The 17739-nt window shown below is 70.5% G+C and carries 16 protein-coding genes, 2 tRNA genes and 1 pseudogene; 7 read left to right on the top strand and 12 right to left on the bottom strand.

Features of this window, described 5'->3' with window-relative positions:
* Together ACXJKL_RS01790 and ACXJKL_RS01795 are read left to right on the top strand one after the other, a co-directional pair.
* Nucleotides 1-238, top strand: a 238-nt coding sequence (locus ACXJKL_RS01790; RefSeq protein ID WP_457205335.1) for a hypothetical protein, incomplete at its 5' end; no start/stop codon positions are given.
* Entirely contained in the window at nucleotides 235-2439 is a 2205-nt protein-coding gene (locus ACXJKL_RS01795) for a transglutaminase-like domain-containing protein (RefSeq protein ID WP_457205336.1), read from the top strand. The genes ACXJKL_RS01790 and ACXJKL_RS01795, both read left to right, overlap by 4 nt.
* Nucleotides 2440-2470: 31 nt before the next feature.
* Here ACXJKL_RS01795 and ACXJKL_RS01800 read toward each other — a convergent pair whose 3' ends face one another.
* The 12 genes from ACXJKL_RS01800 to dnaA form a co-directional block, all read right to left on the bottom strand.
* Nucleotides 2471-2971, bottom strand: a complete 501-nt coding sequence (locus ACXJKL_RS01800; protein ID WP_457205337.1) for an LURP-one-related/scramblase family protein — start codon at nucleotides 2969-2971, stop codon at nucleotides 2471-2473.
* A gap of 132 nt (nucleotides 2972-3103) precedes the next feature.
* Nucleotides 3104-3179: transfer RNA gene (locus ACXJKL_RS01805), tRNA-Ala, on the bottom strand.
* 27 nt (nucleotides 3180-3206) lie between these two features.
* Nucleotides 3207-3332: a DLW-39 family protein gene (locus ACXJKL_RS01810; RefSeq protein ID WP_457205338.1), complete on the bottom strand. Its 126-nt coding sequence runs from the start codon at nucleotides 3330-3332 to the stop codon at nucleotides 3207-3209.
* Nucleotides 3333-3377: 45 nt separating this feature from the next.
* Nucleotides 3378-3451 (bottom strand) — tRNA-Ile (locus tag ACXJKL_RS01815).
* Nucleotides 3452-3566: 115 nt separating this feature from the next.
* Nucleotides 3567-4127: a DUF3566 domain-containing protein gene (locus ACXJKL_RS01820; RefSeq protein WP_457205339.1), complete on the bottom strand. Its 561-nt coding sequence runs from the start codon at nucleotides 4125-4127 to the stop codon at nucleotides 3567-3569.
* A 3-nt stretch (nucleotides 4128-4130) separates the two neighbouring features.
* Nucleotides 4131-6929 (bottom strand): DNA gyrase subunit A, encoded by a 2799-nt coding sequence (gene gyrA / locus ACXJKL_RS01825; RefSeq protein WP_457205340.1) that lies wholly within the window; start codon nucleotides 6927-6929, stop codon nucleotides 4131-4133.
* A 57-nt stretch (nucleotides 6930-6986) separates the two neighbouring features.
* Complete coding sequence (gene gyrB, locus ACXJKL_RS01830) at nucleotides 6987-9056, bottom strand: DNA topoisomerase (ATP-hydrolyzing) subunit B (protein ID WP_457205341.1); 2070 nt, start codon at nucleotides 9054-9056, stop codon at nucleotides 6987-6989.
* Nucleotides 9057-9324: 268 nt separating this feature from the next.
* Entirely contained in the window at nucleotides 9325-9921 is a 597-nt protein-coding gene (locus ACXJKL_RS01835) for a DUF721 domain-containing protein (protein WP_457205342.1), read from the bottom strand.
* The gene (gene recF, locus ACXJKL_RS01840; RefSeq protein ID WP_457205343.1) at nucleotides 9911-11065 is read right to left on the bottom strand and encodes a DNA replication/repair protein RecF; all 1155 of its coding nucleotides are present in this window, start codon (nucleotides 11063-11065) and stop codon (nucleotides 9911-9913) included. The genes ACXJKL_RS01835 and recF overlap by 11 nt, the downstream gene beginning before the upstream one ends.
* A gap of 7 nt (nucleotides 11066-11072) precedes the next feature.
* Nucleotides 11073-12050 carry a phosphogluconate dehydrogenase (NAD(+)-dependent, decarboxylating) gene (gnd, locus tag ACXJKL_RS01845; RefSeq protein WP_457205344.1) on the bottom strand — a complete coding sequence of 326 codons (978 nt, stop codon included), beginning with the start codon at nucleotides 12048-12050 and terminating at the stop codon, nucleotides 11073-11075.
* Nucleotides 12051-12109: 59 nt separating this feature from the next.
* Entirely contained in the window at nucleotides 12110-13243 is a 1134-nt protein-coding gene (gene dnaN, locus ACXJKL_RS01850) for a DNA polymerase III subunit beta (RefSeq protein WP_457205345.1), read from the bottom strand.
* A gap of 470 nt (nucleotides 13244-13713) precedes the next feature.
* A complete protein-coding gene (gene dnaA, locus ACXJKL_RS01855) occupies nucleotides 13714-15159 on the bottom strand; it encodes a chromosomal replication initiator protein DnaA (RefSeq protein ID WP_457205346.1) in 1446 nt (481 codons plus the stop codon).
* Between the two features lie 497 nt (nucleotides 15160-15656).
* On the opposite strand from dnaA, the gene rpmH reads away from it, so the two are divergent.
* The 5 genes and pseudogenes from rpmH to ACXJKL_RS01880 form a co-directional block, all read left to right on the top strand.
* Nucleotides 15657-15794 (top strand): 50S ribosomal protein L34, encoded by a 138-nt coding sequence (gene rpmH / locus ACXJKL_RS01860; RefSeq protein ID WP_056887998.1) that lies wholly within the window; start codon nucleotides 15657-15659, stop codon nucleotides 15792-15794.
* Nucleotides 15795-15828: 34 nt separating this feature from the next.
* The gene (rnpA, locus tag ACXJKL_RS01865; RefSeq protein WP_457205347.1) at nucleotides 15829-16191 is read left to right on the top strand and encodes a ribonuclease P protein component; all 363 of its coding nucleotides are present in this window, start codon (nucleotides 15829-15831) and stop codon (nucleotides 16189-16191) included.
* Complete coding sequence (gene yidD / locus ACXJKL_RS01870; RefSeq protein WP_457205348.1) at nucleotides 16188-16445, top strand: membrane protein insertion efficiency factor YidD; 258 nt, start codon at nucleotides 16188-16190, stop codon at nucleotides 16443-16445. Before rnpA ends, yidD begins: the two co-directional genes overlap by 4 nt.
* Nucleotides 16446-16481: 36 nt before the next feature.
* The gene (gene yidC / locus ACXJKL_RS01875; protein WP_457205349.1) at nucleotides 16482-17426 is read left to right on the top strand and encodes a membrane protein insertase YidC; all 945 of its coding nucleotides are present in this window, start codon (nucleotides 16482-16484) and stop codon (nucleotides 17424-17426) included.
* A 60-nt stretch (nucleotides 17427-17486) separates the two neighbouring features.
* Nucleotides 17487-17739 (top strand): annotated as a pseudogene (locus ACXJKL_RS01880) (protein jag); the annotation flags it as partial.

The raw sequence follows: 17739 nt of genomic DNA on the forward strand, positions 1-17739 counted from the left end.
GGTGGGCACCGCGCTGGCCCTCGCGCCCGAGACCAGCGTGCTGCTCCTCGTCACCGGCAGCGCGACCGACCTCGACACCCTGGCCCGGGCGACCACCACGCTGCCGGGCGACACCCGCGTCGTGGTGCTGCGCGCCGCGCCCGGCGAGGCCCCCGGCGTCGTCCACCAGTACGGCCACGACGCCGTCACCGTGGGCCGCCTGGGCGAGCTGCCCGGCCTGGTGGCGGCCGCCTCGTGAGCGTCCGCGCCCGGCCGCTGCCGCCGTACGCCGCCGTCGACGTCCTCGCGGTCGTGGTCCTGTCGGCGATCCTGCTCGCCGGCTTCACCGACACGTTCGCCGGCGTCCGGTGGATCGTCGTCGCCGCGGCGGGGGTGACCGTCGGCCTGGCCTGGACGCTGCTGCTGACGACGCTGCGACTCGGCGCGGGCGTCATCGTCTCGCTGGCGCCGGTGCCCTACCTCCTCACGGCCGGCCTGGTCGCGCTCGGCTCGTCGGGGCTGCTCCTCGGGGTGCCCGACATCGAGACGATCAACGCGGTGGCGATCGGCACCGTGGAGTCATGGCGGGTGCTCGTCGAGACCGCGCCGCTGGTGGACAGCGCGGGACGGGTGCTCCTGATCCCCTACGCGCTGGGGCTCCTGCCGGCCGCAGTCTCCTCCGCCCTAGCCCTGCACGGCCGACGCCCCGCGCTGCCGCTGCTCCCCCTGGTCGTCGCACTGGCGCTGGCCCTGGTGCTGGGCATGACCGCCCCGTTCTCGACCCTGCTGCAGGGCATCGGCTTCGGGGCGGTCGCGCTGGCCTGGGTCGCCCACCGGGGGCTGCGCGTCGAGGCCGGCCTGCGCAGCGACGCCTCGCTCGCCTCGGTGTCCGGGCGCCGGCTGCTGGTGGGTCTCGCGGTGCTCGGCCTCGTCGCCGTGGCGTCGTACGCCGTCGTCGACCTGCCGCAGGGCGAGCGCCGCCACGTGCTGCGCGAGGCGGTCACGCCCTACGACTCCGGCTACCTCGAGACGCCGCTGTCGGCGTTCCGCCGGTTCCGGGACCAGGGGCAGGGGGTCTACACCAACCTCGCGGACCGCAAGCTGTTCCGGGTCCGGGGTGCCGGTCCGGGGACCCGGGTCCGGGTCGCGGTCCTGGACCGCTACGACGGCACCCGGTGGTACGCGTCCGCCGACACCAGCCCCGACGACTTCACCGACCGGTTCCTGCGGCTCCCGTCCCGGCTCGACAACCCCGCGCGGGGGGACGAGGCGCTCTACACGTTCTTCGTGCGCAGCACCTGGGACCTGCCGTGGGTGCCGACGATCGGCGCCCTCCAGGCCTTCGAGTTCTACGACGACTACGCCAACGACCGGCTGCCGGACCTGCGCTACAACCGGTCGACCGACACCGCGGTGCTGCCCGGCGGCCTGCACGTCAACGAGGACTACGTCCTCACCGCCATCCCCACCCCCGACCGGCTGACGGTGCGGATGAAGCCGTGGCGGCACCCCGACACCACGCTCCAGGACGCGGCGGCGTTCCTCGACGTGCCGGCCCGGGCGTGGTCGCTGGGCGCCCGGACGCCGATGGGGGAGGTCTTCCGGATCGCCGACCGGCTGCGGGAGCGCGGCCGCTACTCCGACGGTGCCTTCGGCTGGGAGACGCGCTTCGAGCCCGGGCAGGACGAGGAGCGTCTCGACGAGGGCTTCGTCAACGCGCCGACGATGGTCGGCAACGACGAGCAGTACGCCGCCACGATGGCGCTGCTCGCCAACCGGGTGGGCGTGCCGGCACGGGTGGCGGTCGGCACCGTGCTCGGTCGCAACGGGGTCATCAAGGGCAAGCACCTCGACGCCTGGGTGGAGGTCCGCGTCGCGAACGGGTCGTGGCGGGTGCTGCCGACCCGTGCCTTCATGGGCCACCGCGCACCCAAGCGCAACTCCGCGCCCCTGCCGGAGGTGCGGCTGCCTCCCGCGCAGCGCCCGCCCGACCGGCCCCAGCAGCAGGAGCCGGAGATCCGGGACGAGCCCGAGGCGCAGGACCGGCCGGACGAGGCCTCCCGGGAGCCCCTGCCCCGCTGGCCGCTGCTGCTGCTCGCTCCCCTGGCGCTCGGGGTGGTCCCGCTGCTCAAGGTGCTGCGTCGCCGGCGCCGGCGCGCGGCCACGCCGCCGTCACTCGCCTACCTCGGCGGCTGGGAGGAGCTGGTGGACACCGCCCACGACCTCGGGGTCTCGGTGCCCCGCAGCACCCGCGCCGCCCAGGCCGTGGCGCTCGGCGTACCGGCCGGGCTCGCGAGGGACGCCGACGTCGCGACCTTCTCGCCCGACGAGCCGGACACCGCCGAGGCCTTCTGGACGCTCGTGGACGAGAGCCGTTCCGGTTTGCGCGCCGCCGCCCCTCCGGTACGCCGCGTGCTCGCGCCGCTCGACCCGCGCACGCTCCGCCGGCGCCGGCGCTGATCGTGGTTTCACCGGGCAGCCGGTGATTCCCTCAGCCGCGCGCCATCTCGTCGACGCAGACGGCGATCGCCAGGATGAGTGGCTCGTCCTGGCCCTCGGCGAGCTGGATGCCGTAGGTGTCCCGGACCCGGAACCACTTCTTGGAGACCGCGGCGACCGGGTCGCCGTCCCGCTCGATCTCGTACTCGTGGTCGACGACGTTGCCGTGGGCCTTCAGGGTCGTGCCGTCGTCCAGATCGATGACGTAGTGGTCGCGGATGCCGATGAGCCGCTTGTGGACCTTGGCGGTGGTGTCTCCCCGCTCGATGGTCATCTTGTCGCGGACGCTGAGCTTCTTGTCCTGGATCTTGGAGAGCTCGTTGCCCGCGGCGTCCTCCAGGATGAAAGTCTGCCGCAGCCGGAACGCCTTGCCGTTGACCTTGTAGACCTTGCGTCCGTCGGCGTCCTCGATCCAGAAGTCGTCACCGACCGCGAAGAGCTTCTCGCGCATCTGGAACGTCGGTCCGTCGAGCCTGTGCGTGCGCAGTCCCATGCGCCGACCCCTTCGCAGCAGGGCAGGTCACGTCGACCCGCCTCGTGCCTGCGACGCTACGCCGCAGGGTCTTCTCCGTCCTGACCCGAAACGGGTGATCCGCGCCGGGCGGCACCGTAGCGCCGCCTGTGGTGGTGGAGCCTAGGGGACTCGAACCCCTAACCCCCTGCTTGCAAAGCAGGTGCGCTACCAATTGCGCCAAGGCCCCTGGGTCGACCCGTCGGGGCCGAGAGGGTCAGGACTTGTGGACGGTGTCCGTCGCCTCGGCCCACAGGGCCTGCTCGGACTTGCCGTCGTCCATCTTCTTCTTCGCGAACGCCGCACCGCCGGCAGCCACGAGCAGGAGGATGATCTTCTTCATGTGCTCTCCTGGGATGCGGGGCGGGTGCCCGGGATGGGACGTCGGTGGGCCTAACAGGACTTGAACCTGTGACCTCTTCCTTATCAGGGAAGCGCTCTAACCGTCTGAGCTATAGGCCCGAATCGCCGCGGAACGGCGAACCGGCCGCCATCGGCGGCCGAGGGGGAACACTACCCCACGCTCGAGGAGCCCCACAAAACGCCGGTACGACGCCGGCGGAGGTCCTCGCCGGCCTCAGCGCTCGTCCTCCGCGAGGGTGACCTCGATGCCCCCGAGGAGCGCCGCGGCCATGTTGTAGAGGAAGGCCGTCAGGGTGGCGATCGCGGTCAGCAGGATCACGTCGATGATGCTGACGAGGAGGGTGAACCCAAGCACCCGACCCATGCCGAGGTAGTTGGTGACGTCGAAGTCGCTCGTGTTGGTGTCGCCCTCGACGACGCTCGCCACGGTCGAGTTGATCGAGTCCCAGACGCCCGCGGCCCCGAGGACCGACCAGACCATGAAGACCGCCACGAAGGTGACGACCCCGAAGGCGACGGACAGCAGGAACGACGTCTTCATGACCGACCAGGGGTCGATCCGGGTCAGCCGCAGCCGCGCCCGGCGGGGCGACTTGGCGGAGCCCTTGGTGACACGGCGACCGGTGCGACTGTCCGTCGCGTCGGCGTTGGCACGGTGCTCGGTGGCGGCGTTGGACAGCTTCGACTGGACCCGCTCGCTCAGCGACGGCCGAGACGCGGCGGACTCGTCACCACGCGGGCTGCCCTGCGATCGGGAAGCGGTGCGCTCGGACATGGATCACTCCTCAGCGGACTCGGACGGACTATCGATTGTTGCATCGTCGAGGACCTCGGGCGATTCGTCGGCGTCCGCGACCTCGGTCCCGGCGTCGTCGACGGCGTCGGTCGCGACCGGCGTACCGGCCTCGTCCTCACCCTCGACGGGGCCGTTCTCGACCTCGTCGGCCTCCTCCTCGCGGGCCTCGACCGAGCGGGCGACCACGACGACCGAGTCGTCCTTCTTGGGCTGCACGAACTTCACGCCCATCGTCGAGCGGCCGGTCGGACGGAAGTCGTCGTTGATGGGGCTGCGGACGACCTGGCCGCCCTGGGTGATGGACAGCACCTCGTCACCGTCCTCGACGATGAAGGCGCCCACCAGGCCACCGCGGTCCTCGTTGGCCAGCGACATCGCCTTGATGCCGAGACCGCCGCGGGACTGGATGCGGTAGTCGTTGATGCGGGTGCGCTTGGCGAAGCCGCCGTCGGTGATGGTGAAGACGTACTGCGGCTTGACCTCCCCGGTCCCGGCCGCGGTGGCCACCTCGGCGTTGGCGGCCGCCTCCTCGGCGGCGCCTTCGGTCGGGGCGGCGACCTCGTCGCTGGGAGTCTCGGAGTCCAGCCCGGCGGCGACCTCGGCGGCCACCTGGGCCGCGCGGATCACCGACATGGAGAGCAGCGAGTCGCCGTCGCGGAACTTCATGCCCGAGACCCCGCTGGTGGCGCGCCCCATCGGCCGCAGCTGGGAGTCGTCGGCCTTGAAGCGGATCGCCTGGCCCTTGCGGGAGACCAGCAGGATGTCGTCCTCGGCGTTGGCCAGCTCGGCGCCGATCAGCTCGTCGTCGTCCTCACGGAAGTTGATCGCGATGACGCCGGCCTGGCGCGGGGAGTTGTAGTCGCCGAGGCGGGTCTTCTTGACCAGGCCGTTGCGGGTGGCGAGCACCAGGTAGGGGGCCTGGTCGTAGTCGCGGATCGCCAGCACCTGGGCGATGTCCTCGTCGGGCTGGAAGGACAGCAGCCCCGCCACGTGCCCACCCTTGGCGTCGCGCGCGGCCTCGGGGAGGTTGTAGGCCTTGGTCCGGTAGACGCGGCCGGCCGTGGTGAAGAACAGCAGCCAGTGGTGGTTGGTGGTGGAGATGAAGTGCTCGACCACGTCGTCGCCACGCAGGGTCGCGCCGCGCACGCCCTTGCCGCCGCGCTTCTGGAGGCGGTACTGCTGGCGCAGGGTCCGCTTGGCGTAGCCGCCGCGGGTGATCGAGACCACCAGCTCCTCGTCGGGGATGAGGTCCTCCATCGAGAGGTCCCCGTCGGCGGCGATGATCTGCGTACGACGGTCGTTGCCGTACTTGTCGACCACCTCGGTGAGCTCGTCGATGACGATCTGACGCTGGCGCGTCTCGTTGGCCAGGATGTCCTCGAGGTCGGCGATGACCAGCTCGAGCTCGGCGAGGCGGTCCATGATCTTCTGCCGCTCGAGAGCCGCGAGGCGGCGCAGCTGCATGGCCAGGATGGCGTCCGCCTGGACGTCGTCGATCTCGAGGAGCTCCATCAGGCCGGTACGCGCCTCGTCCACGTCGGGCGAGCGACGGATGAGCGCGATGACCTCGTCGAGGGCGTCGAGGGCCTTGACCAGGCCGCGGTAGACGTGCGCGTCACGCTCGGCCTGGGCCAGGCGGAAGCGGGTCCGTCGCTGGATGACCTCGATCTGGTGGGTCACCCAGTTGCTGATGAACTGGTCGATGGTCAGCGTGCGCGGCACCCCGTCGACCAGCGCGAGCATGTTGGCGCTGAAGTTGGTCTGCAGCTCGGTGTGCTTGAGCAGGTTGTTGAGCACCACCCGCGCGACGGCGTCGCGCTTGAGCACCACGACGAGGCGCTGGCCGGTGCGGCCCGAGGAGTCGTCGCGGACGTCGGAGATGCCCTGGACCTTGCCGGAGTCGGCCAGCTCGGCGATCTTCAGCGCGAGGTTGTCCGGGTTGACCATGTAGGGCAGCTCGGTGATGGACAGGCAGGTGCGGCCCTTGTTGTCCTCGTCGATCTCGATGACCGCGCGCTGGGTGACGGAGCCGCGACCGGTGCGGTAGGCCTGCTCGATGCCCTCGCGGCCCACGATGAGCGCGCCGTTGGGGAAGTCCGGGCCCTTGACCCGCTCGATGAGCGCGTCCTGGAGCTCCTCCCGGGTGGCGTCGGGGTGCTCGAGGGCCCAGCGGGCGCCGTCGGCGATCTCGCGCAGGTTGTGCGGCGGGATGTTGGTGGCCATGCCGACCGCGATGCCCGCGGAGCCGTTGACCAGCAGGTTGGGGTAGCGCGCGGGCAGGACGACCGGCTCCTGCGAGCGACCGTCGTAGTTGGGCTGGAAGTCGACGGTGTCCTGCTCGATGTCGCGCACCATCTCGAGCGCGAGCGGGGCCATCCGGCACTCGGTGTACCGCATGGCCGCGGCCGCGTCGTTGCCCGGCGAGCCGAAGTTGCCCTGGCCGTTGACCAGCGGGGCGCGCATCACCCAGGGCTGGGCCAGGCGCACGAGGGTGTCGTAGATCGCGGTGTCGCCGTGCGGGTGGTACTGACCCATGACGTCACCGACGACGCGCGAGCACTTGGAGAAGCCGCGGTCCGGGCGGTAGCCCCCGTCGTACATCGCGTAGAGCACCCGGCGGTGCACCGGCTTGAGGCCGTCGCGGACGTCGGGGAGCGCCCGGCCGACGATGACCGCCATCGCGTAGTCGATGTAGGCGCGCTGCATCGAGGTCTGGAGCTCGATGGGCTCGATACGCCCGCCGCCACCCGGTCCGGCGAGGTTGTCGGTGGTCTCAGTCATGGCTCTTCAGTGTCCTTCTCGGGAGATCTACTCGAATCTAGGGCTGGTCTTAGAAACCTAGATATCGAGGAATCGGACGTCCTTGGCGTTGCGCTGGATGAAGGAGCGCCGCTGCTCGACGTCCTCGCCCATCAGCGTGGAGAACACCTCGTCGGCCTGGGCGGCATCGTCCAGGGTCACCTGGAGCATGAGGCGCTGCTCGGGGTTCATCGTCGTCTCCCACAGCTCCTCGGCGTTCATCTCGCCGAGGCCCTTGTAGCGCTGGACCGGGTTCTCCTTGGGGAGCTTGCGGCCCTGGGCCAGGCCGTCCTTCATCATCGCGTCGCGCTCGGCGTCGGAGTAGACGAACTCGTGCTCGGCCGGCTTGTTCCACCGGATCCGGTAGAGCGGGGGCTGGGCCATGTAGACGTAGCCGTGCTCGATGAGCGGCTTCATGAAGCGGAACAGCAGCGTCAGCAGCAGGGTGTTGATGTGGTGGCCGTCGACGTCGGCGTCGGCCATCAGCACCACCTTGTGGTAGCGCAGCTTCTCGAGGTTGAACTCCTCGTGGATGCCGGTGCCGAGCGCGGAGATGATCGCCTGGACCTCGGTGTTGGCGAGCACCTTGTCGATGCGCGCCTTCTCGACGTTGAGGATCTTGCCGCGGATCGGGAGGATCGCCTGGACGCGCGGGTCGCGGCCCTGGCGCGCGGAGCCGCCGGCCGAGTCGCCCTCGACGATGAAGACCTCGCACTCGGCCGGGTTGGTCGACTGGCAGTCGCTGAGCTTGCCGGGCAGGCCGCCGCCGCCGAGCAGGCCCTTGCGGTTGCGGGCCAGGTCGCGGGCCTTGCGGGCGGCGATGCGCGCCGACGCCGCGGCCTGGGACTTGCGCACGATGTCCCTGCCCTCGGCGGGGTTCTGCTCGAACCACGCCCCGAGCTGGTCGTTGACCACGCGCTGGGTGAGGCCCTTGGCCTCGGTGTTGCCGAGCTTGGTCTTGGTCTGGCCCTCGAACTGCGGGTTCTCCAGCTTGATCGAGATGATGGCGGTCAGGCCCTCGCGGATGTCGTCGCCGGAGACCCGGTCCTCCTTCTTCTTGATCTGGCCCCACTCCTCGCCCCAGTGGTTGACCAGGCTGGTGAGCGCCGAGCGGAAGCCCTCCTCGTGGGTGCCGCCCTCGTGGGTGTTGATCGCGTTGGCGAAGGTGTGGACCGACTCGGTGAACGAGGTGTTCCACTGCATCGCCACCTCGAGGCTCATGTGCCCGCCCGAGGACTCCGGGGACTCGGCCTCGAAGGAGATGACGGTCGGGTTGGCCTTGTCCTTGCGGCGGTTGAGGTGCTCGACGTAGTCGACGAGGCCGCGGTCGTACTTGAAGACCCGCTCGAGGCCGGCCTCGGTGCGCTTGATCGCGTCGGCACCGCCCTGGTCGACGCCCGCGTCGACGGTGCTGTCGCCCACGGCCTCGGCGAGGTCGTCGGCGTGCTCGCGCTCGTCGCGCACCACGATCTCGAGGCCCTTGTTGAGGAACGCCATCTCGCGGATGCGGTTGGTGATCGTCTCGAGGTTGTACGTCGTGGTCTCGAAGATGTCCTCCGAGGCCCACCAGGTGACGGTGGTGCCCGTGCGCTCCCCGTCCTCCATCGGGCGGACCTGCTCCAGGTCGCCGTCGGGCACGCCCAGGCTGAAGGTCTGGCGCCACAGGTGGCCCCGGTTGCGGACCTCGACGTGCAGGTGGGTCGACAGGGCGTTGACCACCGAGACGCCGACGCCGTGGAGGCCGCCGGACACCTTGTAGCCGCCGCCGCCGAACTTGCCGCCGGCGTGCAGCATGGTCAGCGCCATCGTCACCGCAGGCATGTCCTGGCCGGGGGCCGTGTCGGTCGGGATGCCGCGACCGTTGTCCTCGACCCGGACGCTGCCGTCGGGTCGCAGGGTGACGACGACCTGGTCGCAGTAGCCGGCCATGGCCTCGTCGACCGCGTTGTCGACGATCTCCCAGATGAGGTGGTGCAGGCCGCGCTCACCGGTCGAGCCGATGTACATGCCGGGCCTCTTGCGGACCGCTTCGAGGCCCTCCAGCACCTGGATCGCGGAGGCGTCGTACTCGACGCCGTTGGGCAGCTCGGGGGCGGATCCGTCGCTCACGCGTACCTCATCTGCTTCTCGACCACGCGGGTCGGTGACATGGGGGAGGGCCGCGACTGGTGAGCCGGCGACCCGTGGCGTCAGTCTACCCGTCACACGCGCACAATCCATGCGCAGACTCCGGGAATCGGGTCATCTGTGGATGAAAAGGGCCTCTGAGGCCGCCGTGAGGGCCTCGCGGAGCGCCGATCAGGGGGTCGGACAGGTCCCTGTACGGGCGAGCGGCCGGTAGATCGTCATTTCGACGCGGCCGTCCTCGGGGACCGGCTCACCCGTAGGTGTCGCGCGGACCCCGCCCGTCGCGGCTGGTGAAGCGGCCCTTCTTCCAGCTCGGCAGGTGGGGTCCCTGGATGTCGATGACCGTGACGGTGCCGTGACCGAGCTCCTCGTTGAGGCGTCGTACGACGGTCGGTGCCAGCAGCTTGAGCTGGGTCGCCCACGCGGTCGAGTCGGTCCGCACGACCAGGCGGGTGTCGGCGAAGGACTCGGGGGTGCAGTGCGAGGCGACCTCGTCGCCGACCAGCTCGGCCCACCGCCCGAAGACCGACTGGACGCGCAGGTCCAGCTCCCAGCCGTGGTTGGCGATGAGGCGCTCCAGGGCGTTGTCCACCAGCTGCGGGTCGCGGTCGGAGGGGAAGGCTCCGGACGTGCGCGGCCCGCCTCGGCGGCGCGGCGCGTCGAACAGCGACGACGTACGGCGCCGCTTCTTCGCCGGCTGCCCGGGCACGGCACCGGCGGCGCGACGTGAGGCGCGGGCGAGGTCGAGCCCGTCGTCCCGGTGCTCCGGCGCGGACTCGGGGACGGGCTCCGGCGCCTCCGCGGCGGAGCCGTCCGGCTCGGTCCCCTCGGGCACGTCACTCGTCACGGCGCACCTCGCCGTCGGCCACGACGAACCGGACCCCCTGCAGCGCCACCGGCACGTCGGCGGCCACCGCCGCGGTGACCAGCACCTGCTCGGCCCCGGCGACCAGCTCGGCCAGCTGCTGGCGGCGCTCCCCGTCGAGCTCGGCGAACACGTCGTCCAGCACCAGGATCGGGTCGTCGCCGTCGGCGCGCAGCAGGTCGTACGCCGCCAGCCGCAGCGCGAGCGCGAAGGACCACGACTCCCCGTGCGAGGCGTAGCCCTTGACCGGCAGCCGCAGGTCGCCGGCCTGCCGCCCGGTGCCGAGGGTGAGCAGCAGCTCGTCGCGGTGCGGCCCGACCAGGGAGATGCCACGGTCCAGCTCGTCCTTGCGGCGTCGCTCCAGCTCGGCCAGCAGCGCCTCGGTGAGGTCGCCCGCCTCGGTGGCGCCCTCCAGGTCGAAGGAGGGCTTGTACTCGATCTCGGCGTCGTCCCGGCTCGCGCCGCGGGCGACCGCCTCGTAGGCCTTGCCCAGGTAGGGACGCAGGTCGTCGACCAGCCGCAGGCGGTGGGCGAGCAGCTCCGCGCCGACGCCGGCGAGGTGCGCGTCCCACACGCCGAGCGTCGAGAGCGCGGTCTCCCGGGCCCCGCCGCGTGCGAGCCCCGCCGTCTTGAGCAGGGTGTTGCGCTGCCGCAGGACCCGGTCGTAGTCGGAGCGGACGCCGGCCATCCGCGGGGTACGCAGGACGATCAGGTCGTCGAGCATCTTGCGCCGGTCGCTGGGGTCGCCCTTGACGAGGGTCAGGTCGTCGGGGGCGAAGACCACCGTGCGCACCAGCCCGATGATCTCGCGGGGCCGGGGGAGAGGGGACCTGTTGACCCGCGCGCGGTTCGCGCGGCCGGGGTTGAGCTCGACCTCGAGCACCGCCGTCCGCCCGTCACGCACGACGGCCGCGCGCACGACCGCCTGGTCGGTGCCGGCCCTGACGAGCGGGGCGTCGGAGGCGACCCGGTGCGAGGAGAGCCGGGAGAGGTAGTCGATCGCCTCGACCACGTTGGTCTTGCCCTGCCCGTTGCGCCCGATGAAGGCGGTCGCGCCCGGACCCAGCTCCACGTCGAGGTCGGCGTAGGAGCGGAAGTTGTGCAGGGTCAGGTGGGCGACATGCACGTGGTGCCTAGCTCTCGCCCGTCTGGCGACCCTCGCCGGCGCCGGCCTGCTGCGCCGCACCCGACTGGTCGGGCTGGGCGCCGCCACCGCTGGCGTCGCCGCCCTTGGGTGCCGCGGTCCGGACGGCGTGGCCGCCGAACTGGTTGCGCATGGCCGCGACCGCCTTCATGGTCGGCGAGTCCTCCTGGCGGGAGACGAAACGGGCGTAGAGCGCGGCGGTGATGGCCGGGGTGGCCACGGCGTGCTCGATGCCGGCCTCCACGGTCCAGCGTCCCTCGCCCGAGTCCTCGGCGTAGCCGGCGATCTGGCTCAGGCCCGGGTCGTCGTCGAGCGCGGCGACCATCAGGTCGAGCAGCCACGAGCGGATGACGGTGCCCTCGCGCCAGGAGCGGAAGACCTCGGTCACGTTGTCGGTGACCTCGGCCGCCTCCAGCAGCTCCCAGCCCTCGGCGTAGGCCTGCATCACGGCGTACTCGATGCCGTTGTGGACCATCTTGGAGAAGTGGCCGGCGCCGACCTTGCCGGCGTGCACGGCCCCGAAGTCGCCCTCGGGCTTGAGGGCATCGAAGACCGGCTGGACCTTCGCGATGTCGGCCGCGTCGCCGCCGTACATGAGGGCGTAGCCGTTCTCGAGGCCCCAGACGCCGCCGGAGACGCCGCAGTCGACGTAGCCGACGCCCTTGCCGGAGAGCAGCTCGGCGTTGGCGATGTCGTCGGTCCAGCGCGAGTTGCCGCCGTCGACGACCACGTCGCCCTCGGCGAGCAGGTCGCCGAGCTCCTTGACCGTGGCCCGCGTCGGGTCGCCCGCGGGGACCATCACCCACACGACCTTGGGGGAGGGCAGCGCCTCGACCATCTCGGCGAGCGACCCGGCATCGCTGACGTCGGGGTTGCGGTCGTAGCCGACGACGGTGTGGCCGGCCCGACGCAGGCGCTCGCGCATGTTGCCGCCCATCTTGCCGAGGCCGACGAGTCCGATGTCCATTGCTTCTCCCAAGGTCTCGGGGGTCTGTGTCGTGCTGGGGTGCGACCCGGCGGTGCGGCTCAGCTGAGGAGGCGGCGCGGCATCAGCAGGTAGCGGAAGCCGTTGTCGACGCTGCCGTCGGTGCTCGAGATGACCACGGGCTTGGTGGCCTGGGTGAACGACAGGTCGATGAACTCGCCGTCGAGGGCCGTGAGTCCGTCGAGCAGGAACTGCGGGTTGAACCCCGTGGTGAGGGCCTCGCCGGTGATCTCGGCGTCGATCGCCTCGGTGGCCATCGCCTCGTCACCGCTGCCGGCGTCGAGGACGAGCTGGTCGTCGCCGAACTTGAGCTGGACCGCGGTGTTGCGCTCGGCCACCAGGGCGACGCGCTTGACGGTGTCGATGAGCTCCTGCTTGTTGACCTTGGCGACGGTGAGGTGCTCGCTGGGGAACAGCGAGCGGACCTTCGGGAACTCCCCGTCGAGGAGCCGGGTGGTGGTGCGTCGTACGCCGCCCAGTCCGGCGCCCTCGAAGCCGATCAGGCCCTCGCCGGTCCCGCCGGTGCTGAGCGCGATGGTCACCTCGGCGCCGGAGGTCATCGACTTGGCGGTGTCGCCGAGGACCTTGGCCGGCACCAGTGCGGCGACCGAGGCGTCGGGGGTCTGCGGGTTCCAGGTCAGCTCGCGGTGCGAGAGGCGGAAGCGGTCGGTCGCCAGCAGCGACATCGTCGCGCCGTCGATCTCGATGCGGACGCCGGTGAGGACCGGGAGCATGTCGTCGCGACCGGCGGCCGTCACGGCCTGGGCGACGGCGTGGGCGAAGTCGTTGCTGGAGACGGTGCCAGTCGCGGCCGGCATGTCGGGAAGCTTGGGGTAGTCCTCGACCGGCATGGTCTGCATGCTGAAGCGCGCCGAGCCGCAGGTGAGCTGGACCTTGGGACCCTCGAGCTGCACGTCGACCGGCTTGTTGGGCAGGCTGCGGCAGATGTCGGCGAGCAGCCGACCGCTGACGAGCGCGGCACCCTCGTCGCTGACCTGGGCGGTGAGGTCGGCGCGGGCGGACGTCTCGTAGTCGAAGGTCGAGAGCACCAGGCCCTCGTTGCTCGCCTCGATCAGGAGACCGGCGAGCACCGGTGCGCTGGGACGGACCGGGAGGCTGCGGGCCGCCCAGGCGACGGCGTCGGCGAAGACGTCGCGTTCGACGCGGAACTTCACTGCGGGCTCCTCGGTGCGGTGGAGGCGGAGAGCTGATCGGGGGTTCGAGGGCAGCAACGAATGACACGTTCCTGCGCACGGGAGGTGAATCCTGCCATGCGCGTCAATTCGGAGGGGTCGAGCAGGTCGGTGCCGGTGAGGTTGTCCCCAGGCTGGGGCCCGGGTGGTGTTCGGCGAGTGATCGATCCGTGTAGAGGTTCGTGGGAGTCATAGCGTCCGTGGAAACTGTGGACAACTCACGTTTCCGCAGGTCGTGGCGCTCGATCGTTGTGCACAGGGGGTGTTGAGGAGCCTGTCGACACCCCCGCCCCCGTGTGTAYGACGCGTGGTCCGTGCGACCCGGGTGGCGTGATTCCCACAGGTCGTACGACGGGGCTGTGCACGACAGGCCGGGTCGCACCACACGTCCTCCACATCGCACAGCCGTGTGATTCGGTCCGCGGGGTGCCCGGCCCGTGTGCTCAGGACTACTAAGACTGGCGGGCCTGCATCTTGACGCGGTTGGTGAGCTCACTGACCTGGTTGAAGACGGCCCGCCGCTCGGCGAGCAACGTGCGGATCTTGCGGTCGGCGTACATCACCGTGGTGTGGTCGCGGTTGCCGAACTCGGCGCCGATCTTGGGCAGCGAGAGATCGGTGAGCTCACGGCACAGGTACATGCCGATCTGGCGGGCCATGACCAGGTGCCGACCACGGCTCGGTCCGGTGAGGTCCTCGATGGACACCCCGAAGTAGGCCGCCGTCTGGGCGATGATCAGCCCGGGGGTGATCTCGGGCTCACCGCCCTCGGGGATCAGGTCCTTGAGCACGATCTCGGCCAGGGTCATGTCGACCTCCTGGCGGTTGAGGTTGGCGAAGGCGGTCACCCGGATCAGCGCACCCTCGAGCTCGCGGATGTTGGTCTGGATCTTGCTGGCGATGAACTCGAGCACGTCCGGCGGCGCCGTGAGCCGGTCCATGGCGGCCTTCTTGCGCAGGATCGCGATGCGGGTCTCGAGGTCAGGGGGCYGGACGTCGGTGATGAGCCCCCACTCGAACCGGTTGCGCAGCCGGTCCTCCRGCGCCTCGAGCCGCTTGGGGGCCCGGTCGGAGGTCAGCACGATCTGCTTGTTGGCGTTGTGGAGGGTGTTGAACGTGTGGAAGAACTCCTCCTGGGTCTGCGTCTTGCCCTCGAGGAACTGGATGTCGTCGATCAGGAGCACGTCGACGTCGCGGTAGCGCCGCTTGAACCGGTCCTGGCGGTCGTCCCGGATCGCGTTGATGAACTCGTTGGTGAACTCCTCGCTGGAGACGTACCGGACCTTCGCGCCGGTGTAGAGGCTGCGGACGTAGTGGCCGATGGCGTGCAGCAGGTGGGTCTTGCCCAGTCCGGACTCGCCGTAGACGAGCAGGGGGTTGTAGGCCTTGCCCGGCGCCTCCGCCACGGCGACGGCCGCGGCGTGGGGGAAGCGGTTGGACGAGCCGATGACGAACGTCTCGAACGTGTACTTGGGGTTGAGCCGGGTCTCGAGGGCCGAGCCGGCGCGTCGCGACTCGCTGGCCTCCTCGGCCGTCTGGGAGAACGGCGACGCCCCCGATGTCGACATGTCGTCATGTTGCTTTGTCGACATGTCGTGCGCAGCGTGGTCCGGCACGTCGGGCAGGGGGGTGGGTCCGGCCTGGTCCTCCAGGGCCGGGTTGACCGTGACCGCCAGCCGGATCTCGCGACCGAGGGCGTCGCTCAACGAGTCCTCGAGCTGCCCCCGGAGCCGGCCCTCGAGCTGGTTGCGGGTGAAGTCGTTGGGGACGGCGATGATCGCGGTGCTCTCGTGCAACGTCACCGGCTCGCTGGCGCGCAGCCAGGCCCGCTGGTTGGGCTGGAGGTCGCGGACGATGGCGCGCCAGGCCGTTGCGAGATCGGTCTCCGGGTCTTCCACGACTGGCCTCCACGCCTTGCTGGTCTCCACCCGGCCGCGGTGTGCGATCGCCCGGTGCTCCACAGAGTTTTCCACAGACTGTGAACCAATGGTCAGTCGACGCCGAAGGCGGCGACAGGCCGCCGTACGACAGGGAAGAAGGGTGGATCCGGGCTGTCCCTGCGCACCGGGAGGTCCGCAACGTAACAAGCCCTCGACACGCGCGGCAAGGCGTCATCCACAGGCCCGGAGGTCATGTCATCATCGCGGGTTTGACCCTGTCTTCGCCTGCCGCGTACCGTTGGCCGGTCGCCTCTGGGCGATGGACTCACCTTCCCCTGTCCCACTTCGTGTCGACGGGTGCCGCATGTCCACGACTTCACGCCCACCGGGGCGTGCGCGTGGGTGGGCGGTGCCGGCCGAAGCGCCGTCCCGTACCGGTGCCCAGCACCGGGGCGGGGACACCGCACCACCGGCTGTGGAGTGGACACCTCAGAAAACGCATCGGAGACAAACTCGTGAGCAAGCGTACGTACCAGCCGAACAACCGCCGCCGTCACAAGGTGCACGGTTTCCGCCTGCGCATGCGCACCCGTGCCGGCCGCTCGATCCTGTCCTCGCGCCGCCGCAAGGGCCGCAAGGACCTGGCCGTCTGAGCGACGCCTCGGCGTCTGCTCACAGGCCACGACCGTGCTGCCGGCGCACCACCGGCTGGTCGACAGTGACGCGTTCCGCGCCACCGTCCGCTCCGGCCACCGCTCCGGCTCCCGGACCCTGGTGGTCCACCTCGGTCTGACCTCGAACGACGATCCGGCTCGGGCCGGGTTCGTGGTGAGCAAGGCGGTGGGCAACGCCGTGGTCCGCAACCGTGTGAAGCGTCGACTCCGACACCTGACCCGGGAGCACCTGCCGTCGCTGCAGGGGCTTCCGGGTTCTGCCGTGCTCGTGGTCCGTGCCCTCCCGGCCAGCGCCACGGCGTCGTACGCGGAACTCGGGGTCGACCTGGACCGTTGCCTGACCAGGGTGATGTCGGTGACCGGAGCACGTGCGTGAGACTGCTGCTGATCGGACTGCTCCGCGCCTATCGCGCGGTGATCAGCCCGCTCTACGGCCAGGTCTGCCGCTACCACCCCTCGTGCTCGGCGTACGCGCTCGAGGCTGTCACGCTGCACGGGTCACTCCGCGGCAGCTGGCTCGCCGTACGACGTCTCAGCCGGTGCCACCCGTGGGCCGCCGGTGGCTACGACCCCGTTCCTCCCCGCGCCGCAGCAGTCGGCACGGATCCGACCTCCACACGAGGAGCCTGAGTGCTCGACTTCTTCAGTTCCATCGGCGGATTCATCATGACGCCGCTGTACTACGCCATCTCCGCGGTCCTGGTGGGCTGGCACAACGTCTGGGGCGGGGTGTTCGGGCCCGCCTCGGGCATCGCCTGGGTGCTCTCGATCGTCGGCCTGACGCTGGTCATCCGCGCGGCGCTGATCCCGCTCTTCGTGAAGCAGATCAAGTCCAGCCGCAACATGCAGCTGATCCAGCCCAAGGTCAAGGAGCTGCAGAAGAAGTACGGGCACGACCGGGAGCGTCTCGCGCAGGAGACGATGAAGCTCTACAAGGACTCGGGCACCAACCCCTTCGCGTCCTGCCTGCCGATCCTGCTGCAGATGCCCATCTTCCTGGCGCTGTTCCGGCTGATCGACCAGGCCGTGAAGAACCCGGAGGACCCCAAGGGTCTGATGACGGTCACCCTGAACGAGCAGTTCCGGGACGCGACCTTCCTCGGCGCCAAGATCTCCGACACGTTCCTGGGCACCGATGACACCAGCGTCCGGCTGCTGGCGGCCTTCCTGGTCATCGCCATGACGGCCACCACCTTCCTCACCCAGCGCCAGCTGATGAGCAAGAACATGCCCGCGGACGCCCTGACCGGCCCCTACGCCCAGCAGCAGAAGCTCCTGCTCTACGTGCTGCCGATCGTGTTCGCCGTCGGTGGTATCGCCTTCCCGATCGGCGTGCTCTTCTACTGGACCACCTCCAACCTGTGGACGATGGGCCAGCAGTTCTACGTGATCCGCAACAACCCGGCCCCCGGGACGCCCGCCTTCGCGGCCAAGAAGGAGCGCGACGACGCCAAGGCCCGGCGCAAGGGCCACGTCCCGAGTGCCGAGGCAGGCCACGAGACGCCGGACATCGTGACCGGGACCGTGGTCGAGCCGCCGCCCTCCCGGGTGCAGCCGAAGCGCCAGACGAAGGCGCAGCGCCAGGCCAAGAAGAAGCCCAAGGGTTCCTGACCCTTCCCCACCTGTCCGCGGGGAGACCCGCTGCCCACCGATCGATCCAGGAGTGAGCCCGTGAGCGACCCGACCGAGACCCTGCAGGACACCGAGACCGAGACCGAGACCGCCGGCACCGAGCCGGCGGGTGCGGACACCGCTGCCGCAGACGACGTGACGTCGGACGACGCCCCCTCGGAGGCGGGCCGCCCCTCGAAGGTGGAGCGCCTCGAGCAGGAGGGCGACATCGCCGCCGACTACCTCGAGGAGCTGCTCGACATCGCCGACCTCGACGGGGACCTCGACATGGACGTCGAGGGCGACCGTGCCG

It is taken from the genome of Nocardioides sp. P5_C9_2, assembly GCF_054049555.1.